The 21,830-nt window shown below is 69.0% G+C and carries 24 protein-coding genes; 8 read left to right on the forward strand and 16 right to left on the reverse strand.

The window, feature by feature from the left end; genetic code table 11:
- Positions 1-378 precede the first annotated feature (378 nt).
- The 3 genes from D6T64_RS12620 to D6T64_RS12630 form a co-directional block, all read right to left on the reverse strand.
- Positions 379-735, reverse strand: a complete 357-nt coding sequence (locus tag D6T64_RS12620; protein ID WP_119975028.1) for a GntR family transcriptional regulator — start codon at positions 733-735, stop codon at positions 379-381.
- Positions 735-1,622, reverse strand: coding sequence for a hypothetical protein (locus D6T64_RS12625; RefSeq protein ID WP_119975029.1), 888 nt, complete (start codon positions 1,620-1,622; stop codon positions 735-737). The genes D6T64_RS12620 and D6T64_RS12625 overlap by 1 nt, the downstream gene beginning before the upstream one ends.
- 67 nt (positions 1,623-1,689) lie before the next feature.
- Positions 1,690-2,067, reverse strand: coding sequence for a GntR family transcriptional regulator (locus D6T64_RS12630; RefSeq protein ID WP_233551131.1), 378 nt, complete (start codon positions 2,065-2,067; stop codon positions 1,690-1,692).
- 139 nt (positions 2,068-2,206) lie between these two features.
- Here D6T64_RS12630 and D6T64_RS12635 point away from each other — a divergent pair, with 139 nt between their 5' ends.
- Positions 2,207-2,989, forward strand: a complete 783-nt coding sequence (locus tag D6T64_RS12635; protein ID WP_119975031.1) for an ABC transporter permease — start codon at positions 2,207-2,209, stop codon at positions 2,987-2,989.
- Positions 2,990-3,012: 23 nt separating this feature from the next.
- Here D6T64_RS12635 and D6T64_RS12640 read toward each other — a convergent pair whose 3' ends face one another.
- On the reverse strand, positions 3,013-3,450 hold the full coding sequence (locus tag D6T64_RS12640; protein ID WP_119975032.1) for an Lrp/AsnC family transcriptional regulator: 438 nt from the start codon (positions 3,448-3,450) through the stop codon (positions 3,013-3,015).
- A 209-nt stretch (positions 3,451-3,659) separates the two neighbouring features.
- On the opposite strand from D6T64_RS12640, the gene ddaH reads away from it, so the two are divergent.
- The 6 genes from ddaH to D6T64_RS12670 all read left to right on the forward strand — a co-directional run bounded on the left by ddaH (position 3,660) and on the right by D6T64_RS12670 (position 7,934).
- Positions 3,660-4,523, forward strand: a complete 864-nt coding sequence (ddaH, locus tag D6T64_RS12645; RefSeq protein WP_119975033.1) for a dimethylargininase — start codon at positions 3,660-3,662, stop codon at positions 4,521-4,523.
- Positions 4,524-4,525: 2 nt separating this feature from the next.
- Positions 4,526-5,785, forward strand: a complete 1,260-nt coding sequence (rocD, locus tag D6T64_RS12650) for an ornithine--oxo-acid transaminase (RefSeq protein WP_119975034.1) — start codon at positions 4,526-4,528, stop codon at positions 5,783-5,785.
- Positions 5,786-5,948: 163 nt separating this feature from the next.
- Positions 5,949-6,935, forward strand: a complete 987-nt coding sequence (locus tag D6T64_RS12655) for an acetylxylan esterase (RefSeq protein WP_119975035.1) — start codon at positions 5,949-5,951, stop codon at positions 6,933-6,935.
- Complete coding sequence (locus D6T64_RS12660; protein ID WP_119975036.1) at positions 6,931-7,278, forward strand: PIN domain-containing protein; 348 nt, start codon at positions 6,931-6,933, stop codon at positions 7,276-7,278. Before D6T64_RS12655 ends, D6T64_RS12660 begins: the two co-directional genes overlap by 5 nt.
- Before the next feature lie 75 nt (positions 7,279-7,353).
- Positions 7,354-7,560 carry a hypothetical protein gene (locus D6T64_RS12665; protein WP_233551133.1) on the forward strand — a complete coding sequence of 69 codons (207 nt, stop codon included), beginning with the start codon at positions 7,354-7,356 and terminating at the stop codon, positions 7,558-7,560.
- Positions 7,557-7,934, forward strand: a complete 378-nt coding sequence (locus D6T64_RS12670; RefSeq protein WP_119975037.1) for a type II toxin-antitoxin system death-on-curing family toxin — start codon at positions 7,557-7,559, stop codon at positions 7,932-7,934. Before D6T64_RS12665 ends, D6T64_RS12670 begins: the two co-directional genes overlap by 4 nt.
- Positions 7,935-7,997: 63 nt before the next feature.
- Here the strand turns inward: D6T64_RS12670 and D6T64_RS12675 are convergent, their stop codons facing one another.
- The gene (locus D6T64_RS12675; protein ID WP_119975038.1) at positions 7,998-9,281 is read right to left on the reverse strand and encodes an alpha-hydroxy acid oxidase; all 1,284 of its coding nucleotides are present in this window, start codon (positions 9,279-9,281) and stop codon (positions 7,998-8,000) included.
- 44 nt (positions 9,282-9,325) lie between these two features.
- On the reverse strand, positions 9,326-10,126 hold the full coding sequence (locus D6T64_RS12680) for a FadR/GntR family transcriptional regulator (RefSeq protein ID WP_233551135.1): 801 nt from the start codon (positions 10,124-10,126) through the stop codon (positions 9,326-9,328).
- 156 nt (positions 10,127-10,282) lie between these two features.
- Between D6T64_RS12680 and D6T64_RS12685 the strand changes: the two genes are divergently transcribed.
- On the forward strand, positions 10,283-11,050 hold the full coding sequence (locus D6T64_RS12685) for a dienelactone hydrolase family protein (protein WP_119975039.1): 768 nt from the start codon (positions 10,283-10,285) through the stop codon (positions 11,048-11,050).
- On the opposite strand, the gene D6T64_RS12690 is transcribed toward D6T64_RS12685, so the two are convergent.
- From D6T64_RS12690 to rhaS, 10 genes are all read right to left on the reverse strand, one after another.
- On the reverse strand, positions 11,015-11,689 hold the full coding sequence (locus tag D6T64_RS12690; protein WP_119975040.1) for a haloacid dehalogenase type II: 675 nt from the start codon (positions 11,687-11,689) through the stop codon (positions 11,015-11,017). The two genes, D6T64_RS12685 and D6T64_RS12690, sit on opposite strands and share 36 nt — an antisense overlap.
- A 99-nt stretch (positions 11,690-11,788) precedes the next feature.
- Entirely contained in the window at positions 11,789-12,496 is a 708-nt protein-coding gene (locus tag D6T64_RS12695; RefSeq protein WP_119975041.1) for a DJ-1/PfpI family protein, read from the reverse strand.
- Positions 12,497-12,617: 121 nt separating this feature from the next.
- The gene (locus D6T64_RS12700; RefSeq protein ID WP_233551137.1) at positions 12,618-13,592 is read right to left on the reverse strand and encodes a 2-hydroxyacid dehydrogenase; all 975 of its coding nucleotides are present in this window, start codon (positions 13,590-13,592) and stop codon (positions 12,618-12,620) included.
- A gap of 22 nt (positions 13,593-13,614) precedes the next feature.
- Positions 13,615-13,995: a tautomerase family protein gene (locus D6T64_RS12705; RefSeq protein ID WP_119975043.1), complete on the reverse strand. Its 381-nt coding sequence runs from the start codon at positions 13,993-13,995 to the stop codon at positions 13,615-13,617.
- A 30-nt stretch (positions 13,996-14,025) separates the two neighbouring features.
- Positions 14,026-15,447: a rhamnulokinase gene (locus D6T64_RS12710; protein ID WP_119975044.1), complete on the reverse strand. Its 1,422-nt coding sequence runs from the start codon at positions 15,445-15,447 to the stop codon at positions 14,026-14,028.
- A complete protein-coding gene (locus D6T64_RS12715; RefSeq protein ID WP_119975045.1) occupies positions 15,444-17,495 on the reverse strand; it encodes a bifunctional aldolase/short-chain dehydrogenase in 2,052 nt (683 codons plus the stop codon). The genes D6T64_RS12710 and D6T64_RS12715 overlap by 4 nt, the downstream gene beginning before the upstream one ends.
- Before the next feature lie 59 nt (positions 17,496-17,554).
- Positions 17,555-18,721: an L-rhamnose isomerase gene (gene rhaI / locus D6T64_RS12720; protein ID WP_119975046.1), complete on the reverse strand. Its 1,167-nt coding sequence runs from the start codon at positions 18,719-18,721 to the stop codon at positions 17,555-17,557.
- 96 nt (positions 18,722-18,817) lie between these two features.
- The gene (locus D6T64_RS12725) at positions 18,818-19,159 is read right to left on the reverse strand and encodes an L-rhamnose mutarotase (RefSeq protein ID WP_119975047.1); all 342 of its coding nucleotides are present in this window, start codon (positions 19,157-19,159) and stop codon (positions 18,818-18,820) included.
- Between the two features lie 2 nt (positions 19,160-19,161).
- Entirely contained in the window at positions 19,162-20,634 is a 1,473-nt protein-coding gene (locus tag D6T64_RS12730) for an L-fucose/L-arabinose isomerase family protein (protein ID WP_119975048.1), read from the reverse strand.
- A 103-nt stretch (positions 20,635-20,737) separates the two neighbouring features.
- Complete coding sequence (gene rhaS / locus D6T64_RS12735; protein WP_119975049.1) at positions 20,738-21,808, reverse strand: rhamnose ABC transporter substrate-binding protein; 1,071 nt, start codon at positions 21,806-21,808, stop codon at positions 20,738-20,740.
- Positions 21,809-21,830 lie beyond the last annotated feature (22 nt).

Genomic DNA, 21,830 nt, shown 5'->3' on the forward strand with positions numbered 1-21,830 from the left:
CAGAGATGACCCCTTCGGCTGTGGGGAGGAGCGTGGGAGGAGGCGTAAGGAGGATCAGCGTCTGTTCCCCTGTGAGCCATGGGGCATTCTGTGACACCTCGTGAGCGAAGTGTCAGAGATGGCCCCTTCGCGGGCGTTGAAGGGGCATTCTGTGACACCTCACGGGGCGATTTCCGCGTGATGGGGCATTCTGTGACACCTCGTGAGCGAAGTGTCAGAGATGGCCCCTTCCGCACCCGGTTGGCCGGAGGTCAAGGGGCGTTCTGTGACGCTTGACGGGGTCAAGGGGCGATCTGTGACACCTCGTGAGCGAAGTGTCAGAGAAGGCCCCTTCGCGGGCGTGACCTGAGTCCCGGCTCGGTGGCCCAGATGTCGCGGTCAGCGGATGCCGAGGGCCGCGCTCACGACGCGCAGGGCCTCGTCGGGGGCGACGCCGAGTTGCACGGCCCGATCGGCGTACGCTCGCGCCGCGACCTGCAGGTGCCGTGCGGTCGCGTCGCCGGTCGCTGAGACGAAGGATCCGTTGCGGCCCCGGGTCTCAATGACCTCGTCCTGTTCGAGCTCGCGATACGCGCGGGCGACCGTGTTCGCGGCCAAGCCCAGGTCGGCGGCGAGTTTGCGCACGGTCGGCAGCTTGTCGCCGGCCGCCATCTCGCCCGAACGCACCGCCGCGATGACCTGCGCCCGCAGTTGCTCGAAGGGCGGGGTCGACGACGTCGGGTCGATGACGAGCATCAGCGCGCCGCGCCCCGTGCGACCGCGTCGGCGTAGTCGGCGGCAGCCTCCGGCCATAGCCGTCGCAGGTAGTATGTCGTGGCCCGGCGGCGGTTGATGACCAGCACGAACACGATCAGGGCCGCGACGACCCCGAAGAGTGCCCAGGTGACAAAGTTGCCCAGCCCGGGCGTCAGGCCCAGCGCGAGCAGGGTGGCGCTCAGGCTAGCCATACCCAGAGTCGTGGGAATCTCGATCGTGCCGCGCAGCGCAGCGCTGCGCAGGGCGTCGTCCCAGGTGAGTTCGGTGACGGATGCCGCCGGCTGGCCGCGACGCACCAGCTCGGCTCTCGCGAACCGCGACGCGACGACGGCAGCGATTGCGGTGGCGGTCAGCCCCGCCGCCAGACCAAGAGATGGCAGCCCCGCGGGGGAGGCCAGGGCGACACTCCCGAGCGCGCTGAGCGCGATCAGCACGGTCACCGCGGGCGCCCACAGCTGCCAGGGTGAGACATAGTCGGCGACGGTCGGAATCGTTGAGCGCGCGAGTCTCGGCTGGTCGGGCACCGGCCTGAATGCGCCCCGCCACTCCGCGACAGCGAGGCCGAGCACGGCACCGAGGCCGATGATGGCCACCAGCACGATCCCCGACCAGGTGACCGTGGCCCCGGTGATCGACCAGAGACCGATACCGACGACGGAGGTCATCGCCCCGATCGTGTAGCCCCGTTCCCGCGCGGTGAGGCGTCGGACCAGTGCCGGCCTGACCTCGGCGGTCAGGGCCAGTCCGGACTCCCGGGCGAAACGGTCAAGAGCGCGCACCTGCGGCTCGGCACGAAAAGTCCTCGCGAATTTGAGGCTCAAACTGAGCAGAGCGATCATGACGGCCGCGAATGTGTACCAATCCATCTGACCCCTACCTTTGTACTGTGTTTGTACCAAGGTAGCACGCGGTCGTTGGTCCGCGGGCAAGCGGTCAGGCTCGGGCGCGCTGCCTCAGGGCATCCGTCACCAGCGCGAGGGCTTCGTCGGGGCTGACGCCAAGTTCGTGGATGCGCACCGCGAATGCGGTCGCGGCCAGCTCGGCGTGGCGGGAGGCCGTATCGCCGGTCGCGGCGATGTACGAGCCGGAGCGGCCGCGGGTCTCGATGACCCCGTCGCGCTCGAGTTCGCGGTAGGCGCGGGCGACGGTATTGGTGGCCAGTCCGACATTGTCGGCGAGGCCGCGCACGGTCGGTAACCGGGTGCCGGGTTCCAGCCGACCCGAACGCACCGCGTCAAGAATCTGCAGGCGCACCTGTTCGAATGGCGGGGTCGCCACAAGCGGATCAATGTTAAGAAAGGTCTCTGGCACGGGCACTCCCTGGGACGGCGACTTCGCCAGTGTGCCAACACTCGGCTCTTGGCGCAACCACCATTGTGACCGAATTTCTGGCACCCGAACGGGGGGCGCGCCGGTGTGAACCTGTGTGGGCGCTCGGTAGGCTCGATCCATGACGTTGCCCGAACCGTGGTCGACCGCCGGGTCTACCCTCGTCGGGCTCGGTCCCACCCTGCTCGGAGTGCTGTTGCTGGTGCTGCTCGCCGGCCTGGTTCTGCGCGGGTATCGCACGCAGCATCCGTGGGCCCCGGCCCTCGCGCTGCTGCGCGGAACGCTGCAGCTCGCGGCGATTAGCCTGATCCTCAGCGGCATCATCACCAACCCGTTCTGGGTCGGTATCGGCCTGGTCGTGATGTTCACCGCCGCGGTCGTGACCGTGACCCGGCGCATCGGCACCAGCCGCCAGCACTTCGCCTGGGTCGCCGCGGCGATGGGCGCTGGCGTCGGCGCCACCCTCGTGATCGTGTTCACGACCGGGGCGATCGAGTTCTCCCCGCGCTACGTGCTCGCGATCGGCGGCATCATCATCGGCAACGCGATGTCGATCGCCACGCTCAGCGGTCGCCGCTTTCGCGAGGGCGTGACCGAACACTGGGACGAGGTCGAAGGCTGGCTCGCCCTCGGTGCCCGGCCGCGCCAGGCCACCCGTGAGCTCGCCCGCCGGGCGGTGTACTTCGCGATGATCCCGTCCACCGACCAGACCAAAACCACCGGGCTCGTCACGTTGCCCGGGGCGTTCGTCGGCGCGATCTTCGGCGGGGCGTCGCCGCTCGAGGCCGGGAGGTTTCAGATCGTGGTGCTCGCCGGCATCCTCTGCGCCGGATCGATCGCCGCCGTCACGCTGCTGCACCTGCTCGCCCCGGTGCGTCAGAAGCCGGTGCCGCAGACGGCCTGACCCACGCCGATGTGCTGCGCGCTCTACTCTGTCGCCCGGTGGATCAGCCGTGACAGCACGATCGCGCTGCGGGTGTGGTCGACGTTCGGCGCCAGGCGCACCTTCTCGAGCGCGGCCTCGAGCGCCGGGATGTCACGTGCTCGAATGTGCACCATCGCGTCGGCGCTGCCGGTGATGGTGCCGGCTTCGACCACCTCCGGCACCCCGGAGAGGATGCGCAACAATTCGTCGGGGGCAACGGTTCCGCGGCAGAACAGCTCCACGTAGGCCTCGGTGCTGAGGCCGTCGACGGCCGGGTCGACCTGGATGGTGAACCCGCGAATCACGCCGTCACTCACGAGCTTGTCCACCCGCCGCTTCACGGCCGACGCGGACAGCCCCACGACACCGCCGATATCGCCGTACCCGGCGCGGGCATTTCGGCGAAGCAGGTCGAGGATTCCGCGGTCGAGGTTGTCCATTCAGTGAGTCTAGGGGGCAGCCCGACAGATCGTTGCGCCAAGGCGCAACATTACGCAGAAAAAGTGCGCAACCCGGCGTGAAACGTCGATTCGGGCTGTGTGAGACTGGGAGCGGCGTCCCGTCAGTTTCTGCCGGGCTCTCGTGAGCGACCTGGTCCGCCATTAACCCCGACAACGGATGCTCGGCATCCGCTGGAGAAGGAGACCGCATGTCGACCACCCTCGACGAACTCGCCACGCCCCGCGTGCCGGTTCGCACCCCCCTCAAGCGCACCGTTCTCATGTGCAAGCCCACCCACTTCACCGTCGTGTACCGCATCAACCCCTGGATGGACCCGGCTCTGCCGACCGACACCGCGCTCGCTGTGGCGCAGTGGCAGACCCTCTACGACACCTACGTCGGCCTCGGCTACGAGGTGCACCTGATCGACCCGATCGCGGGCCTGCCCGACATGGTCTACGCGGCCAACGGCGGCTTCGTGATCGACAACATCGCCTACGGCGCCAAGTTCACCCACCCCGAACGCCAGCCCGAAGGCCCCGCCTACATGGAATGGTTCGGCGCGAACGGCTTCGACGTGCGCGACCCCGCCGAGATCAACGAGGGTGAGGGCGACTTTCTGCTCGTCGGCGACGTCATCCTCGCCGGTACCGGCTTTCGCAGCGCGTCGGACAGTCACACCGAACTCGGCCGCATCTACAACCGCCCGGTCATCACGCTGAACCTCGTCAACCCGAGCTTCTACCACCTCGACACCGCCATCGCCGTGCTCGATTCCGGTACCGCTGCGGGCGGCGGCGAGATCGCCTACCTGCCGAGCGCTTTCGACGAGGCCAGCCTCGCCATTCTGCGCGAGCGTTTTCCGACCGCGATCATCGTTTCCGAAACGGATGCCGCGATCCTCGGCCTGAACTCCTATTCCGACGGCTACAACGTCGTGATCGCCTCCCGCGCGGTCGGCTTCGAACAGCAGCTGCGCGAGCGCGGCTTCAACCCCATCGGCGTCGACCTGTCCGAGCTGCTGCTCGGCGGCGGCGGCGTCAAGTGCTGCACCCTCGAGCTGCGGAGCTGATGATGACCATTCCCCTGACCCACGCCCTGCCCGCCGAGGCAGAGCCGACATCCGCTGCGCAAGCAGCTCTCATCGGCCTCGAGTCCGAACACGCCGCCCACAACTACCACCCGCTGCCGGTCGTCGTCGCGACCGGGGACGGGGCCTGGGTGACCGACATCGACGGTCGCCGCTACCTCGACTGCCTCGCCGCGTATTCCGCGGTCAACTTCGGGCACTCGAACCCGGTGCTGCTGGAGGCCGCCCGCGCGCAGCTCGGCCGGATCACCCTCACCAGCCGCGCCTTCTACAACGACCAGCTCGGCCCCTTCGTGACCGCACTGGCCGCGCTCGCCGGAAAAGACATGGTGCTGCCCATGAACACCGGCGCCGAGGCCGTCGAATCCGGCGTCAAGGTCGCCCGCGCCTGGGGCTACCGGGTCAAGGGCGTCGCCCCCGACCGGGCCAACATCATCGTCGCCGCCGGCAACTTTCACGGCCGCACGACGACGATCATCAGCTTCTCCGACGACGAATCCGCCCGCAAAGACTTCGGACCGTTCACCCCCGGATTCCGCACCGTGCCCTACGGCGACGCGGCCGCCCTCGAGGCCGCGATCGACGAGAACACCGTCGCCGTGCTGCTCGAGCCGATCCAGGGCGAGGCGGGCATCGTCGTGCCGCCGGCCTCGTATCTGCCGGCAGTGCGCGACATCACCACCCGCCACAATGTGCTGTTCATCGCCGACGAGATCCAGTCCGGCCTCGGCCGCACCGGCTCCACCTTCGCCTGCGACCTCGTGGGCGTGGTGCCCGACCTGTACCTGCTCGGCAAGGCCCTCGGCGGCGGCATCGTGCCCGTCTCCGCGGTCGTCGGCAACGTCGACGTGCTCGGCGTGCTGCACCCCGGCGAGCACGGCTCGACCTTCGGCGGCAACCCGCTCGCCGCGGCGGTCGGCCTCGCCGTCGTGCGGATGCTGGACACCGGCGAGTTCCAAAAGCTCGCCCGTGAGCGTGGCGCGCGCCTGCACGCCGGCCTCAGCGAACTCGTCGGCCACGGCGTGATCGCGGTACGCGGCGCCGGGCTCTGGGCTGGAATCGACATCGACCCGGCGCTCGCACCCGGCCGGGTCGTCTGCGAAGCGTTGCTCGCTCGCGGCGTGCTGGCCAAAGACACCCACGGCTCGACGATTCGGCTCGCCCCGCCGCTCGTCGTGAGCGACGAGGACATCGACTGGGCCGTCGCCCAGCTCGCCGCGGTGCTCGCCGAGCTCGGCGCCTAGCCCGGCCGCGGCATCCGCCTGACGCGCCCGGCGCGGTCGAAACCCCGAAAAAGCACGATCCGGGCAGGAACAACCATGTTTTTTCGCGGTTTCAGCGCGGCCCCGGGTGACGGCGCGTGACACGGGCCTGATCGACCTGCCGCCCGCCCCGTAGGCTCACAGCATGTACACCGACATGTCCGAGGCGAGCCTGCAGACGCATCGCAGCACGCAGACCGAGCCGCACGACTTCGACGCCTTCTGGGCCGAGACGCTGGCCGCGGCGGAGCGGCACCCGCTCGCGGTGACCGCAATGAAGGTGACGGATGCCCCGGGCTCGGCCGCGCTCACCACCCTCGACGTGTACGACGTCACTTTCACCGGTTTCGGCGGCCAGGCGATCAGCGCCTGGCTGCGGGTGCCGGCCGGAACCACCGAACCGCTGCCGGCCATCGTGCAGTTCCACGGCTACGGCCGCGGACGCGGACAGGCCTTCGAAAACCTGCTCTGGGCATCCGCCGGGTACGCGCACTTCGACATGGACGTGCGCGGCCAGGGCTCCGGCGGCACCACCGGCGTCACCCCCGACAATGACGGCGGGGCGGGCACCGGCCCGCAGGTTCCGGGCTTCATGACCCGCGGCATCGAAGCGCCGGGCAGCTACTACTACCGCCGCCTCTACACGGACGCCGTGCGCGCCGTCGCTGCGGCCCGCGCGCTCGACCTCGTCGACGAGGCCCGGGTCGCCGTGATGGGCACCAGCCAGGGCGGCGGTATCGCGCTCGCCGTGGCCGGGCTCGTGCCGGGTCTCGCCGCGCTCGTCGCCCGGGTGCCGTTTCTGTGTGACTTTCCGCGGGCATCCGTCATCACCGACGCCATGCCGTACCGGGAGATCGCCCAGTACCTCGCCGTGCACCGGCTGAGCGTCGCGACCGTCTACGAGACGCTGAGCTACTTCGACGGCGTCAACTTCGCCAAACGGGCCACCGCTCCCGCCGTGTTCACCGCCGGCCTGATGGATGCGATCTGCCCGCCCTCGACGGTGTTCGGCGCGTTCCACAGCTACGCCGGGCCGAAAGACGTGACGGTGTGGCAGTACAACGGCCACGAGGGCGGAGCCTGGGAAGACGACGCCCTCGCGCTGCGCGCCTTCGCCGCGCACCTGAATTGAACCGCGCGTCAACCATGGCGCCTCTGCGGTTCTGTTGAGTCACAACCTGGATCGCGGCTTCGCGGTGCATCCCTTGACGCTCGCCGAAGTCCTGACAGGCGGCGTGCGCCTGGGGCGGGCGAGCCAACTGCTGGCTGACCTCACCGATATGGGCATCGGAGCGCTCACGCCCGCTCGCGACGAGCCCATGCTCCTGGCCGAGCTGCGCGTGACGACCGGCTTGAAGATGCCGGACTGTTGTGTGCTGGTCGCCGCTCTGCAGGAGTCCGCCCCGCTGGCAACCTTCGACGCCGCGCTCGCCCGCGCCGCGGTCGCGCTCGGACTGCGCGTCGTGCCGGCGTAGATGCCGGAATGCACGCGGTGTTCACCCGAGCCGAAGGCTCTGTCCGTTCTGGTACCAGACTGGTATTATTTCGCCATGGCGATGACGGTGAGAATCCCAGAGGCGTTGGACCGCCAGCTCGAGACGCTGGCCGAGGCGCAAAAGATTTCCAAGCACGCCCTGTTGCTGCAAGGTGCGGCACTCGTGGTCGAGCAGTACTCCCGCCGCACCGAGATCGATTCCGCGATTGACTTCGTAGTCAGCCATGACGCCGCTTTGCTGAAGAGGCTCGAAGACTCATGACCCGATACCTGGGGATGGCCGACGCCCTCCAGGTCACCAAGCGCTACGGATTTCACGTGCGTGACGCGGGCCTTCTCGCGTCGGCGCTGGCTCGCCCCTCCGCCTCGATGTTTGATACGGATGCCTATCCGACGCTGGACCGCAAGGCCGCGGCGCTGATCGAATCGCTGGTGCGCAATCATCCGCTTGTCGATGGCAACAAACGTACCGGGTGGACTCTGCTCGTCGCGTTCCTGTGGATCAACGGCTTTGCGCACAACTTCAGCACGGACGAAGGCTACGACCTCGTCGTCGGCGTCGCCGAGGGTCGAATCGAGCTCGACGAATCTGAGCGACGCATCCACGCGCACCGCGTCGACCGCCCGCGCGAGTGAGCAGTTTGTGCACTTACCGAGCTCGGGAAGTGCAGAAACTGCTCACTCGCGAGAAACGAAGTGCTACTTGACGGTGACGGGCGTGCGCACGGTCTCGGCGGCGGCCACGATCGAGGGGGCGACCGGCTGCAGGCGGGTGAGCTGCGTGACGTGGCCCGGGGTGAGCTCCTCGAGCGAGTTGACGCCGAGCAGCCGCATCGTGCGCGAGATCTGATCCGACAGAATCTGGATCGTACGGTTCACACCCGCCTCGCCGCCCGCCATCAGGCCGTAGAGGTAGGCGCGACCGATCATCGTGAAGCGGGCGCCGAGGGCGATTGATGCGACGATGTCGGCTCCCGACATGATGCCCGTGTCCAGGTGCACCTCGGTGTGGTGCCCCACCTCGCGGGCGACGTCGGGCAGCAGCCGGAACGGGATCGGCGCCCGGTCGAGCTGGCGGCCGCCGTGATTGGAGAGGGTGATGCCGTCGACGCCGATGTCCACGAGGCGCTTGGCGTCCTCGAGGTTCTGCACGCCCTTGACGACGACCTTGCCGGGCCACTGCGCCTTGATCCAGGCGAGGTCCTCGAAGTCGACGGTCGGGTCGAACATGGTGTCGAGCAGGTCGGCGACGGTGCCGCTCCAACGGTCCAGGCTCGCGAACGACAGTGGTTCGGTGGTGAGAAAGTTGATCCACCATTCCGGGCGCGGCAGCGCGTTGGCGACGGTTCCGAGGGTGAGCTGCGGCGGAATTGAGAAGCCGTTGCGCTTGTCGCGCAGGCGTGCGCCGGCGACGGGCACGTCGACCGTCACGAGCAGGGTGTCGAAGCCGGCCTTCGCGGCCCGCTCGACGAGTGCCATCGAGCGGTCGCGGTCCTTCCACATGTACAGCTGGAACCAGTTGCGCCCGTGCGGGTTCGCGGCCTTGACGTCTTCGATCGAGGTCGTGCCCATGGTCGAGAGGGCGAACGGGATGCCGGCGCGGGCGGCGGCGTGGGCGCCGGCGATCTCGCCCTCGGTCTGCATCATGCGGGTGAAGCCGGTCGGGGCGATGCCGAAGGGCTGGGCGACGGGCGCGCCGAGCACGTCCCAGCCGGTCGACACGTTCGACACGTCGCGCAGGATCGACGGGTGGAACTCGATGTCCTCGAAGGCCTGGCGGGCCCGGGCGAGCGAGATTTCGGCTTCGGCGGCGCCCTCGGTGTAGTCGAACGCGGCCTTCGGGGTGCGCTTCTTGGCGATCGTGCGCAGGTCCTGAATGGTCAGCGCGCCGTCGAGGCGACGCTTCTTGGCGTTCAGCTCGGGCGACTTGAACTGCATGAGCGGAGCGAGGTCTTTGATCTTCGGGATGCGTCGTTGAACCATGTCGGTGTCCTGTCTGTCGTAAAGGGTGGCGTGCGTGGTGGTTGTTACTGCGCGATGGGTGAGGTCAGTTGGGATTCGGCGTAGTACCCCGAGATGTGGCTGTGCACCGCAGTTCGCGCCCCGTCGGGGTTGCCCTCGGTGATGGCGGCCAGAATCTGCCGGTGCTCGAGCTTGAGGCGAGCGGATGTCGCAGGCCACGACACGAGGCCGGCCAGCCCCGCGCGCACATAGCCCTCGATCGCACTGCGGAGCCCCGCCATCGTTGCCGTGATCACCTGGTTGCCGCCGGCCTCCGCGAGCGAGAGGTGGAACTGGGCGTCGAGGGCGAGAAACTCGGCCTCGGTGAGTTCTGGCCGATCCATCGCATCGAGCAGGACGACGGATTCGGCCAGGTCGGGGCATCCGACGTCGGTGGCGTCGGGGTCCCACGTCTGGGCGGCACGACGGCCGGCGCAGCGCTCGGCGAGCTCGGACACAACCGACCCTTCGAGAACGAGGCGGGTTTTCACGACGTCGGCGACCGGAAACCCCTGGGCGGCGACCTGCAGGCGCATGAGCGCGGACATGCCGCCGCCGGGCAACGCGACGATGATCGCGCCCGATGACGGGCCTGAGCCGACGGCCGTGCGGATCAGGCCGAGCACCTCGAGCACCCGGATCGCTTCACGAACGCTGGAGCGGCCGACGCCGAGTTCGGCGGCGAGCTGGCGCTCGGGCGGCAGGTGATCGCCCGGGCCGAGGCGGCCGCTGAGCAGATCGAGCTCTACACGGTCGAGCACGGTCTGCCAAGCACGTCGTTCGATCGTGTCGGTCACGGCGCTGTCGGTCACGGCGTTGTGGGTCAACGTGGGCTCCTCGGCGGTGAGTTTGGCGTGTGGTCTGACCACTAGTGGTCTGACCACACCTTACACGGAATCGCCCCTCCCGTCGAGACCGAGCCGCCATACTCAGGGTCAGGCCCGGAACTCGTGCTTCCCCCGACCCGCACCAGAAAGGCTCCCATGCCCGACCAGCCGGCTCCGTCTCTGATCGACCTCGTTCTTCCGACCGGCCTGGGAGGCAGTCCGGGGCTGAAGGCCGTGCTCGGCGTGCCCGCCGGTATGGGCCCGTGGCCCGGAGTCGTGCTGGTGCACGAAGCCTTCGGCCTCACCGATGTCATGCGCCGTCAGGTCGCGCGCCTCGCCGACGCTGGCTATCTCGCCCTCATGCCCGACCTCTTCACCGCGGGCGGCGCCCGCAAGTGCCTGGTCAGCACATTTCGTGCCCTGGCGGCGGGCGAAGGCCGCGCCTTCGTCGACATCGAGGCGGCCCGACAATTTCTCCTCGACCGCGACGACACCACGGGCGCCGTGGGCGTCCTCGGGTTTTGCATGGGTGGGGGCTTCGCGCTGGCGGCCGCCGCGACGGGGTTCGCCGCGTCATCCGTGAATTACGGCCGCCTGCCCGCCGACCTCGACGCGGCCCTGGAGGGAGCCTGCCCGATCGTTGGCAGCTTCGGAGGCCGCGATCGCTCGCTGCCGGGAGCGGCGGCCACACTGCGCACAGCCCTGAACCGTCGCGCAATCGCCAATGACGTGAAGGAATACCCGACCGCGGGCCACGCCTTTCTCAACGACGCCGAGTCCGGCCCGGCCGCCCTGCGGTTCGTTTTCAGGCGGATACTCGGGGCCGGCCCCGATCCGCAGGCCGCCGCCGACGCGTGGCTGCGCATCGAGGCCTTCTTCGACGAGCACCTAGGCGGGCAGGCTCCCGACGAGGTCCGTGAGTGAGCGGATGCTGACGGTCGGCTGCGCGAAGTAGCCCGGGTAGGCGCTGCCCGCACGGTTCAGCCACGCCGTCTGCAGCCCGGCCCGGGCGGCGCCGTGGATATCCCACGGGTGCACGGCCACCAGCATCACGTCGCTCGGCGCCACTGCGAGCGTGCCGACGGCGTACTCATAGGCGCCCGGAGCCGGTTTCCAGGCCGGAGCGTCGTCGACCGACAGGACTCGCTCGAAGGCGTCGCGCACACCGGCTGCACCGAGCAAGGTCTCGGCGACCCGGGCGGCGCCGTTGGAGAGGGTCGCCAGCCGCAGCCCGGCCTCCGCCAGGGACGCGAGGCCGGCGGCGACGTCGGGGTGCAACTCCAGGGCGCCAAAGCCCGTCATGACGTGAGCCACGGCCTCGTCGGCACCCCGGCGCGACGGCAACTCGCTGAACTGGCGTCGTAGGGAGTCGGTGGCGATCTCGCCGAACGATGCCGGGCTGCCGGCCGCGGTGAGGGCGAAGCCGTCGCGCAGCACCCCGGAGAACCAGAGGGCTGCGAGGTGGGCGGGCGCACCGACAGCCGTGAACCGATCCGCGAGGGGAGCCATGTCCGACAGGGTCTCGTTGACGTCGAAGAGGATGACGCGGGGTCGGGTGAGCATGGAGCCTCCTGCGGGGCGGTCGGGGACGGCCGGACGCACCGTTCCCGACGAACCGTAGCATCCGTCGTCGTGTGCCGCGCGCCCGACCGCCCGCTGGACCTAGTTTTCGGGCCGGTCGCGCTCGATCGGCTGGGTGTCGTAGCCGCCCGCCGGCGCATTCTGGGCACCAGCGCCCGCCATGCCACGGGCGTGGGCACCCTCCGACCAGGTGTCGGCCGGCTGTGCGCCGGTCTGCTCGCCCGCCCCGGCGAGCCCCTGTGAGGCCTCGAGCACGATCATGAACTCGCGCATCCACGCGGCGTTGTCGGGCCAGGCCCGCCCGGATACGAGGTTGCCGTCGACAATGCCGGCCCCGTTCTCGAAGGTGCCGCCCCCGAGCTCCACGTCGATCTGCAGCGCGGGGTAGGCCGAGGTCGTGCGACCGTGCAGCACGCCAGCCGCCGCCAGCAGCAGGGGGCCGTGGCAGAGCGCGGCGACCGGGGCATTGGTTTCGAAGAAGTGCCGCACGATGCGCTTGGCGTCGTCGTCGTTGCGAATGTATTCGGGGGCGCGGCCGCCGGGCACGACGAGGGCCACGTAGTCCGACGGGTCCACGTCGCGAAAGGCCACGTCGGCCGGCCAGGTGTGGCCGAGTTTCTCGGTGTAGGTGTCGAAACCGTCGACGAAGTCGTGCACGACGAACTGCAGGCGTCGCTTCTCGGGGGCGGCGATGTCAACCTCGTACCCGGCCTCCAGCAGGCGTTGGTACGGGTAGAACACCTCGAGCGTCTCGGCGGCGTCCCCGGTCAGGATGATCACTTTGGGCATAACAAACCTCTCCGTCTGGTGCAGTCGGTCCGTGGTGCGGCTGGTGGTGGTGCCGCGCCCAACACCCTTGACCCGAAGTGGCCCGGGGGCAACCCCCGGATCGGAATGCCCGACCTGGGCGCTACCCGGCGGCCGGGCGACCCAACACGACGTTGAGCGGCTCCTCGCCGCGCTGCATCCGTTCGATCTGAGTGCGCAGAAGCCGCACCATGCGCGGCAGCATCGCGGTCGATGCGCCCCCGACGTGCGGGCTGACCAGCACATTCGGCAGCGCGAAGAGCGGATGCCCATCGGGCAGCGGCTCCGGATCGGTCACGTCGAGCGCGAGCCGCACTCGGCCGCTGCTCGCGTGCGCCAGCAGGGCGTCGGTGTCGGCGACCGGCCCGCGCGCGATGTTCACGAGCAGGGCGCCGTCGGACATGCGTGACAGGAAGGCATCATCGACCAGGTGGTGCGTTTCGGGGGTCAGCGGCACCGCGACAACCACGATGTCGGCCTGCGGCAGCAGATCGGCGAGGTCTGCGAAGGCGTGCACCCGACCGTTCTCATCGTCGCGGGCGGTGCGCGCGACCCGCACGATGGTGGTCTCGAAGGGCAGCAGGCGCGCCTCGATCGCCCGGCTGACGCCGCCGTAACCGATCAGCAGCACGGTGCGGTCGGCAAGGCTCGCGTGCTGCCGGGCGGGTCGGCTCCACTGGCCGGCAGCGGCAGCGCGCACGAAGTCCGGGAGGCCACGCTGCGCCGCGAGGATGAGCGCGACCGTGAGCTCGGCGGTCGAGGCCTCGTGCACCGTCGCCGCGTTCGCGAGCACAGTGCCGGTCGGCAGCACCGCGTCGGCGCCGTCGTAGCCGATCGCCTGGCTCTGCACGAGGCGGGTCTGCACTCCGGCGAGGTGGGCGAGCTTCTTCGTGGCGCCCATGTAGGGCATCACGACGAGGTCGATCTCGGGAACCGGCGCCGGGCCATCCATCGCCCACTCGATCAGATTGACGCCGTCGGGCAGCTGCCCGAGCGCATCACGCAGAACACGGTCGGGCACGCTGACCAGGATTCGCTCGCTGCTGATTCGCTCGGGGCTCATCGGTTCAGTAGTCATCCCTCGAGCCTACGTGCCGAGCTCAGGCGTACTGGGCGTCACCGTTGCCGAAGCTCCAGTTCTCCTTCACGACCTCGACCAGGCCGATCACGACGTCCTCACGGCGGATGCCGGCGTGCTCGTGCAGCCCGTCGGCCACCGCCCGGTAGAAGGCCTGCTTGAGAACGGTCGACCGGCCGGCGTTGAGGGTGACCTGAATGATGACCGCGGCATCCGTTCGCGAAATGCCGAGGTAGCCCGGGTCGATGACGAGCCGCCCGGGGGCGTGCTCGGTGATCACCTGAAAGTTGTCGTGCTCGGGCACGTTGAGCGTTTCGACGAGGGCACGGTAGACGACCGCGCTCACCGCGCCGAGGTAGTCGGCGGAGTTTCCGGCGGGCACGTCAATTCGTACGAGAGGCATAGCTTCAGAATATCGCGGCGACCCGCTCCGCTACGGTTCCGGCTCGTACCGCCTCGGGGGGTACGCTCGGGCGACGAGCGCGCGCAGGGCCTCGAGATCACCCGTGACAAGCCCCTGTGCCCGGGCCTGCACGAGCACGTTGCCGATCGCGGTCGCCTCGACCGGCCCCGCGAGCACCGGCAGCCCGGTCTGGTTCGCCGTCAGCTGGCAGAGCAGCTCGTTCTGCGACCCGCCGCCGACGATGTGCACCCGGCGGATGTGCGCGCCCGACAGCTCGCCCGCCGCCCGCAGCGTGCGCGCATATGCCGCGGCGAGGCTCTCGACGATGGTGCGCACGAGGGCGACCGGCGAATCGGGCGGCGTCACGTCTCGGTCACGGCACCACTGCCGGATGCGTTCGGGCATGTCGCCGGGCGGCAAGAACCGGGGATCGTCCACGTCGAAGACCACGACCGGGCCGGTCAGGCGTGAGGCCTCGGCGAGCAGGGTCGGCAGGTCGAAAACGGTTCCGGCAAGCTGCCAGGTGCGCAGCGACTCGCTCAGCAGCCACAGCCCCATCACGTTGCGCAGGTACCGCACCCGGCCGTCGACGCCGCCCTCGTTGGTGAAGTTCGCGGCGCGGCTCGCCTCGCTCAGCACCGGAGCGGCCAGCTCCACCCCCACAAGCGACCAGGTGCCCGACGAGATATACGCCGACTCCGTCGTCATCGGCACCGCCACGACAGCGGAAGCCGTGTCGTGCGACCCGACGCTCGTGACCGAGAGCGCGTGGTGCGCCCCGATCTCCGTCGCGACCCGGGCCAGCAGCGGCCCGACCCGGGTTCCCGGGTCGACCAGCCGCGGAAACAGGGTGCGCGGCAGGCCGAGCCGCGCGATGAGGGCGTCGTTCCACTCGCCGCCCGCCGCCAGCAGGCCGGTCGTCGACGCGTTGGTGCGCTCGGCGACCCGCTCGCCGGTCAGCCAGAAGGTGATCAGGTCCGGAATCAGCAGCATGGTGTCGGCGTGGCCGAGGTCCCCGCCGAGCCGGTCCGCCGCGAACTGGTAGAGCGTATTGAACGGCAAAAACTGCAGGCCGTTCTCGCGGTAGAGCTCGGCGGGGGAGACGAGGTGGTGGGTCGCGGCGACCCCGGCCGCGGTGCGCTCGTCACGGTAGTGCACGGGGTTGCCGAGCATCCGCTCGCCGCGCAGCAGGGCGTAGTCGACGGCCCAGGAATCGACGGCGATGCTCGCGAGGTCGGGTTCTTCGCGCACGGCGACCCGCAGCCCCTCGAGGGCGCCGCGGTAGAGCTCGAGCACGTTCCAGTGCAGTCCGTCGATGGTGCGCACCGGGTTGTTCGCGAAGCGGGCGACCGGGCGCAGGCGCAGCTCGTTCGTCCCGACGTGGCCGAGCATGACCCGGCCGCTGGAGGCGCCGAGGTCGATCGCCGCGACGGTGCCGCCGCCCCCGGTCATCGCAGGAAGGCGGCGGCGACGCCCGCGTCGACCGGAATGTGCAGCCCGGTGGTGTGGCTGAGGTCGCTGGTGCAGAGTACGAAGACCGCGTTGGCCACGTTCTCCGGCAGCACTTCGCGCTTCAGCAGGGTGCGCTGGGCGTAGTACTTGCCCAGGTCTTCCTCGGGCACGCCGTAGACCGCGGCACGCTTGGCGCCCCAGCCGCCGGCGAAGATGCCGGAGCCGCGCACGACCCCGTCGGGGTTGATGCCGTTGACCTTCACGCCGTACTCGCCGAGCTCCGCCGCGAGCAGCCGCACCTGGTGGGCCTGGTCGGCCTTCGTGGCCGAGTAGGCGATGTTGTTCGGGCCGGCAAACACCGAGTTCTTCGACGAGATGTAGATGATGTCCCCGCCGAGTTTCTGGTCGATCAGCACCTTCGCCGCGGCCCGGGAGACCAGGAAGGAGCCCTTGGCCATCACGTTGTGCTGCAGGTCCCAGTCAGCCACGGTGGTCTCGAGCAGCGACTTCGACAGCGAGAGGCCGGCGTTGTTGACCACGAGGTCGAGGCCGCCGAAGGCGAGCACGGCGGCGTCGACGCTCGCCTGCACCTGGTCTTCGTCGGTGACGTTGGCCTGCACACCAATTGCGACGTCGGTGCCGCCGATCTCGGCCGCCGCGGCCTGGGCCTTGGCCAGGTCGAGGTCGGCGATCACGACGCAGGCGCCCTCGGCGGCGAGCCGGGTGGCGATGGCCTTACCGATGCCGCTCGCCGCTCCCGTGACGAGCGCGACGCGAGTGGCGAGCGGCTTCGGGGCGGGCATCCGCTGCAGCTTGGCCTCCTCAAGCGCCCAGTATTCGATGCGGAACTTCTCCGCCTCATCGATCGGCGCGTAGGTCGAGAGCCCCTCGGCGCCGCGCATCACGTTGATCGCGTTGAGGTAGAACTCGCCGGCCACCCGGGCGGTCTGCTTGTTGGCGCCGTAGCTGAACATGCCCACGCCCGGAACGAGCACCACGAGCGGGTCGGCCCCGCGGATCGCCGGCCAAGGTCCTTCGGTGGTCGAGCTTGTCGAGACCCGGTCGTAATAGGCCTGGTAGTCGGCACGGTACTCCTCGTGCAACTCCACGAGACGGGCGAGCGATTGCTCAACGGATGCCCCGCTCGGCAGGTCGAGCAGCATCGGCTTGACCTTGGTGCGCAGAAAATGGTCGGGGCAGCTCGTGCCGAGGGCGGCGAGGCGCGGGTGCTCGGCGCGGGAGAGAAAGTCGAGCACCTCGGGCGCATCGGTGAAATGACCGACCTTGGGGGCATCCGTGGAGACGAGGCCGCGGATGGTGGGGGCAAGCGCGGCTGCCTTGGCGCGGCGTTCCGCCTCGGGCAGGGGTGCGAAGCCGTCGAGCAGTGCACCGAACGGCTCCGCCGAGGAGTGTTCGGCGATGTATGCGGCGGCGGTGTTGATGATCCAGAGCGAATTGGCCTCAGCCGCGTCGCTCGTGTCGCCCCAGGCGGTGATGCCGTGGCCGCCGAGGATGCAGCCGATCGCCTCGGGGTTGGCCTCCTTGATGGCGGCGATGTCGAGGCCGAGCTGGAAGCCCGGGCGACGCCACGCCACCCACGCCACCCGACCGCCGAAGATCGTGGCCGTCAGCGCTTCGCCGTCGGCCGCTGTGGCGATGGCGATGCCGGAGTCGGGGTGCAGGTGGTCCACATGGGCGGCGTCAACGAGCGCGTGCATGGCGGTGTCGATCGACGGCGCCGCGCCGCCCTTACCGTGCAGGGTGTAGTCGAAGGCGGCCACCATCTCGTCTTCGCGGTCGAGCCCGGGGTAGACGTTCACGAGGGCGCGTAGCCGGTCGAGGCGCAGCACCGCGAGGCCCTTCTCGGTGAGTGTGCCGAGGTCGCCGCCGGAGCCCTTCACCCAGAGCAGTTCTACGGGGTCGCCGGTGACCGGGTCGGTCTCTGAGCCCTTGGCCGAGGTGTTGCCGCCGGCATAGTTGGTGTTGCGGGGATCGGCGCCGAGACGGTTCGACCGGGCGATGAGTGCTGCTGCTGCGGGGTTGGTCATGACAATCTTTCTCTACGCGTGAAGCGGATGCGAAACGGTCGGGTCGTTCGTGCGACGGGCTACGCGCCCCAGCCGGCTTGGTGGCCGCCCACGCGCTCCGTGGCGATGCGGGCCTGGTACCCGGATGCCGCGTAGGCGGCCATCGGGTCGCCGGCCAGCCCCCGACTCTCCCGCCACGCCGCGAGGTGCGGGCGCACGTCCGTGTAGAAGGCATCCATCAGAATGCCGTTCGCGCCGAGCACGTCGCCGGCGTTCTGCGCGGCGAGCAGGGCGGGGGCGTCCACGAGCAGGGCGCGGGCGGTCATTTCCTGAACGTTGAGCACTGAGCGAATCTGGCCGGGGATCTTGTCCTCCACGTTGTGGCACTGGTCGAGCATGAACGCGACGGTGGAATCGGGCCCGTAGCCGCCGCCGCGCACGACCTCGTAGAGGATGCGGAACAGTTGGAACGGATCGGCGGCGCCCACGATGAGGTCGTCGTCGGCGTAGAAGCGGGAATTGAAGTCGAAGGATCCGAGCTTTCCGAGGCGCAGCAGCTGGGCCACGATGAACTCGATGTTGGTGCCGGGGGCGTGGTGGCCGGTGTCGAGGCAGACACTCGCCTTCTCGCCGAGGGCCGTCACCTGGGCGTAGCTGGTTCCCCAGTCGGGAACGTCGGTGTGGTAAAAGGCCGGCTCGAAGAACTTGTACTCGAGCACCAGGCGATGGTCGTCACCGAGGCGGGCGTAGATCGTGGTGAGCGATTCGGCAAGCCGGTCCTGGCGGCCGCGGATGTCGCCCTGGCCGGGATAGTTGGTGCCGTCGGCTAGCCAGATCTTGAGGTCGGTCGATCCCGTCTGGTGCATGATCTCGATGCACTCGAAGTGGTGGTCGATCGCTTTCTGGCGCACCGCGGCATCCGTATGGGTCAGACTGCCGAACTTGTAGGCGTCGTCCTGGAAGGTGTTCGAGTTGACCGTGCCGAGGGCGAGGCCGAGGTCGCCGGCGAAGCGGCGCAGTGCGGCGTAGTCGTCGACCTTGTCCCAGGGAATGTGGAGGGCGACCTTGGGGGCCAGGCCCGTGAACTCATTCACCTGGGCGGCGTCGCTGATCTTCTCCTGGATCGTGCGCGGTGTGCCCGGGGTACTGAAGACCTTGAACCGGGTTCCGGAATTGCCGAAGGCCCAGGACGGAAGCTCGATGGCCTGGTTTTCGAGCTGGCTGGCGATGGAATCAAATGCGGGCATCGTGGTCACTTCTCTGTGAGATCGAACGAGTGAGGTCGAACAAGGGGGCGAACGCGGCGAGGGTGTCAAAAGTGTAAATGAATCGTTTCAATATTGTCAAGGTTGGAGCGAATCCAGTTGGTCTTCAAGGTGGAACACCTCGGTCAGCTGCACGAACCCGGCGTCGGGGGCGCCATCAAGGTCGACGAAGAACTCACCCATCTCGGCCTGCCAGCGCGCGTTCACCTCGGTCGCCGCCATACCCGCCTGCGCGGCCGCCAACGAGTCGGTCTCGAAATAGCCGATCAGCAGGCCGTCGGCACGCAGGAACAGCGAGTAGTTGTGCCAGCCGGTGGCTTCGAGAGCGGCGAGCATGTCGGGCCAGACGGCGGCGTGCCGGCGGGTGTATTCCTCGATGCGGTCGGGTGCGACCTGGAGCTGAAAGCAGACGCGCTGCATGACTACGGCCTTTCGAGGGAGTGGCTGGTGAAGGAAACGTGGCGGTGCTCGATGCCGAGCAGGCTCGCGGCGGCGCCGAAATCGGCGGCGCGGTGGCCGAGGCTCAACGCCCAGTGGTGGCCGATTCCGGTCTGGCTCCACTCATCGACCCAGACGCCGGGATCGATGCCGAAGTCGACCCGGGAGGTGGTATTCCCGATGGCGAGCAGGGGCCCTGGCACAACCTCGCCCTCCGCGGTGATGAAGATGTAGCTGCCGTCGGGATCCTGCCCCACGCCGAAGGTGGTGACCGGGCCGGGCCGCACGTCGAACTCGACCGACACACCCCAGCCGCGCTTGCCGTGGTAGACACCGAGGCCGCGCAGCAGCGGCTCCCGAGCGCTCACCGCGAGGTGGGCGGGGCCGTCGTGGCCCATTTCGACCACGCCGTCGAAGAAGTTGAGCGCCTGGATCTCCGTGAAGGAGCCGCCGGCGCCGATGGCCTGGCTGGCGAGCATCGCAATGGAGGTGCGCAGCTCGTATTCGCCGGCCATCGGGATTCCGCGCGCGGTCAGCAGTGAGGCGCCGAGGATCATGCCGGCGCCGAGCCGTTCGTGCTGTTCGCCGGCGAGCCCGCGGTGGTAGTAAGCGACGGAGTCGAGGTCGAAGTCGGCGACGAGCCGGTCGAGACCGACCGACACTTTCGCGCCCCAGGTGAAGTCCTCGTCGTTGACGGAATCGTCGAGGTGGAACAGCTCGGAGGCGAGGTGCCTGCGGTCGCGGATCTGGGCATCCGTCACCGCGTCGACGCGTACGCGCAGGTCGTCGAATTCGAGCACCTCCACGTGCGAGCCGAAGGTCGTCGAGACACTCGTGAGGTCGGTGGAGACGTCGAGCATGCCGGGGTAGAGGTGGCCCATGAGGCCGTGCCGGGCGGTGCGGAGGGTGGCGCGCACGCCGGCCGCGTACACCCAGCGCGTGATGCGCTGCCAGGCGGCCTCCTGGCGCAGGTGGCCCGAGACCGAGCGGAACGGGATGCCCGCGCGGCGAAAAACGTTGGCGACCTCGGGAACCGGGCACTGGCCGCAGTAGGCGAGCCACTTCCCGGTGTCAAAACTGGCGTGGTCCATGGCTTCGCTCGGCTGCAGGTCGATCACGAGCACCGGGGTCTGCGCTTTCTGCGCGATCGGCAGCACCATCGAGGAGGTGAGGTAGGTGGCCAGAAAGATCACGATCAGGTCGCAGTCGGCGACTCGCAGCTTTTCGGCGGCAACCCGGGCCTCGGACGCGTCGGAGACGAAGCCGGCATCGACGACGTCGGCGTCCAGACGCCCGAACCGCTCGGTCACGTAACGGGCCGAGGACTGCAGTAGGGGCAGCAGTTCGGGAAATTGCGGCCAGTAGGCGCCGAGACCTCCCGACACGAGGCCGATGCGGGTGCGTCGGCGCTGTTTGGGTTCGAGCAGCCGCAGGCTTGCGGGCAGGGGATCGGTCATGGCTGGCTCCTCCGAGTGTTCCGGGCGCGCGGTGATGCGGGCGTGGGGCGCCGACGCTGAAGCGGATGCCGCGGCATCCGCTTCAGCGTCGGCGGACGATCGACTAGAAGTCGTAGTCGTCGATGTTCTCGCTCGTGAACGTCGTCGGCGGGCCGACGATGACGATGCCGTCGGCGCCGACCTCGCGCTCGCCGAGTTCGCCGGCCTCGAAGGTGTCGCCTTCGGCGCCGGTGATGGTGCCGTCAGCGAGGGCCTTGCCCGCGAAGGCGGCGACGTAGCCGAGCTGCGCCGGGTCCCAGAGCGCGAAGGCACTGACGGTGCCGTCCTTGACGAACGGGCGCATCTCGTTCGGCAGGCCGAGCCCGGTGAGGGCGACCTGGCCCTTGTACTGCGAGGTGGAGAGGTAGCGTGCGGTGGCCGCGATGCCGACCGTGGTGGGCGAGATGATGCCCTTCAGGTTCGGGTAGGCCTGCAGCAGTCCCTGGGCCTCCTGGAACGACTTCGTGTCGTCGTCGTCACCGTAGACCTTCGTCACGAGGGTGATGTCGGCGTAGTCGGGGTTCGACTCCAGCTCCTCCTCGATGAACTTGATCCACTCGTTCTGGTTCGTCGCGTTGGCCGTGGCCGAGAGGATCGCGATCTCGCCCGAGCCGCCGATCTGCTCGCTCATCAGCTCAATCTGAATCAATGCGACGTCTTTGGCGACGACCTGGCTGATGAACACGTCGCGGTATTGCGGGGCGGTGTCCGAGTCGAAGGCCACGATCTTGGCTCCGGCCGAGCGGGCTTCCTCGAGGGCCGGGCCCACGGCATCCGGGTCGTTGGCCGCGATCACGATGACACTCGTGCCGGCCTGGGTCTCGGCATTGATGAAGGACACCTGGCTCGACGCGCTCGCCTCGAGTGGTCCGACGACCTCGGTCGCACCGAAGCCGGCCTCTTCGGCGCCGGTTTCGCCGCCGCCGAGCACGACGTCGGTGTACGGATTGTTGAGCTGCTTGGGGATGAAGGTGATGCTCAGGTCGCTGCCGTCTCCGGCCCCAGCGGTTCCTCCGCCATCGGCGGCACAGCCGGTCGCGGCGAGGGCCACGGCGGCGGTCAGGGCTGTGAAGGTCAGAAGGCGGCGGACGGTCGTGCCCGTGCCCGTGCCCGTGCGATTGCGGATGAACTCCATTGTCGTGTCCTTATCTTTCGTT

It is taken from the genome of Cryobacterium melibiosiphilum, from assembly GCF_003602235.1.
In the GTDB taxonomy this organism is placed as follows: Bacteria; Actinomycetota; Actinomycetes; order Actinomycetales; family Microbacteriaceae; genus Cryobacterium; species Cryobacterium melibiosiphilum.

Bases quoted from the DNA above. Each gene is read 5' to 3' on its own strand.
- D6T64_RS12620 (WP_119975028.1), bottom strand. From the start codon at position 735: ATGCTCGTCATCGACCCGACGTCGTCGACCCCGCCCTTCGAGCAACTG.
- D6T64_RS12625 (WP_119975029.1), bottom strand. From the start codon at position 1,622: ATGGATTGGTACACATTCGCGGCCGTCATGATCGCTCTGCTCAGTTTG.
- D6T64_RS12635 (WP_119975031.1), top strand. From the start codon at position 2,207: ATGACGTTGCCCGAACCGTGGTCGACCGCCGGGTCTACCCTCGTCGGG.
- D6T64_RS12640 (WP_119975032.1), bottom strand. From the start codon at position 3,450: ATGGACAACCTCGACCGCGGAATCCTCGACCTGCTTCGCCGAAATGCC.
- ddaH (WP_119975033.1), top strand. From the start codon at position 3,660: ATGTCGACCACCCTCGACGAACTCGCCACGCCCCGCGTGCCGGTTCGC.
- rocD (WP_119975034.1), top strand. From the start codon at position 4,526: ATGACCATTCCCCTGACCCACGCCCTGCCCGCCGAGGCAGAGCCGACA.
- D6T64_RS12655 (WP_119975035.1), top strand. From the start codon at position 5,949: ATGTACACCGACATGTCCGAGGCGAGCCTGCAGACGCATCGCAGCACG.
- D6T64_RS12665 (WP_233551133.1), top strand. From the start codon at position 7,354: ATGGCGATGACGGTGAGAATCCCAGAGGCGTTGGACCGCCAGCTCGAG.
- D6T64_RS12670 (WP_119975037.1), top strand. From the start codon at position 7,557: ATGACCCGATACCTGGGGATGGCCGACGCCCTCCAGGTCACCAAGCGC.
- D6T64_RS12675 (WP_119975038.1), bottom strand. From the start codon at position 9,281: ATGGTTCAACGACGCATCCCGAAGATCAAAGACCTCGCTCCGCTCATG.
- D6T64_RS12685 (WP_119975039.1), top strand. From the start codon at position 10,283: ATGCCCGACCAGCCGGCTCCGTCTCTGATCGACCTCGTTCTTCCGACC.
- D6T64_RS12690 (WP_119975040.1), bottom strand. From the start codon at position 11,689: ATGCTCACCCGACCCCGCGTCATCCTCTTCGACGTCAACGAGACCCTG.
- D6T64_RS12695 (WP_119975041.1), bottom strand. From the start codon at position 12,496: ATGCCCAAAGTGATCATCCTGACCGGGGACGCCGCCGAGACGCTCGAG.
- D6T64_RS12700 (WP_233551137.1), bottom strand. From the start codon at position 13,592: ATGACTACTGAACCGATGAGCCCCGAGCGAATCAGCAGCGAGCGAATC.
- D6T64_RS12705 (WP_119975043.1), bottom strand. From the start codon at position 13,995: ATGCCTCTCGTACGAATTGACGTGCCCGCCGGAAACTCCGCCGACTAC.
- D6T64_RS12710 (WP_119975044.1), bottom strand. From the start codon at position 15,447: ATGACCGGGGGCGGCGGCACCGTCGCGGCGATCGACCTCGGCGCCTCC.
- D6T64_RS12715 (WP_119975045.1), bottom strand. From the start codon at position 17,495: ATGACCAACCCCGCAGCAGCAGCACTCATCGCCCGGTCGAACCGTCTC.
- rhaI (WP_119975046.1), bottom strand. From the start codon at position 18,721: ATGCCCGCATTTGATTCCATCGCCAGCCAGCTCGAAAACCAGGCCATC.
- D6T64_RS12725 (WP_119975047.1), bottom strand. From the start codon at position 19,159: ATGCAGCGCGTCTGCTTTCAGCTCCAGGTCGCACCCGACCGCATCGAG.
- D6T64_RS12730 (WP_119975048.1), bottom strand. From the start codon at position 20,634: ATGACCGATCCCCTGCCCGCAAGCCTGCGGCTGCTCGAACCCAAACAG.
- rhaS (WP_119975049.1), bottom strand. From the start codon at position 21,808: ATGGAGTTCATCCGCAATCGCACGGGCACGGGCACGGGCACGACCGTC.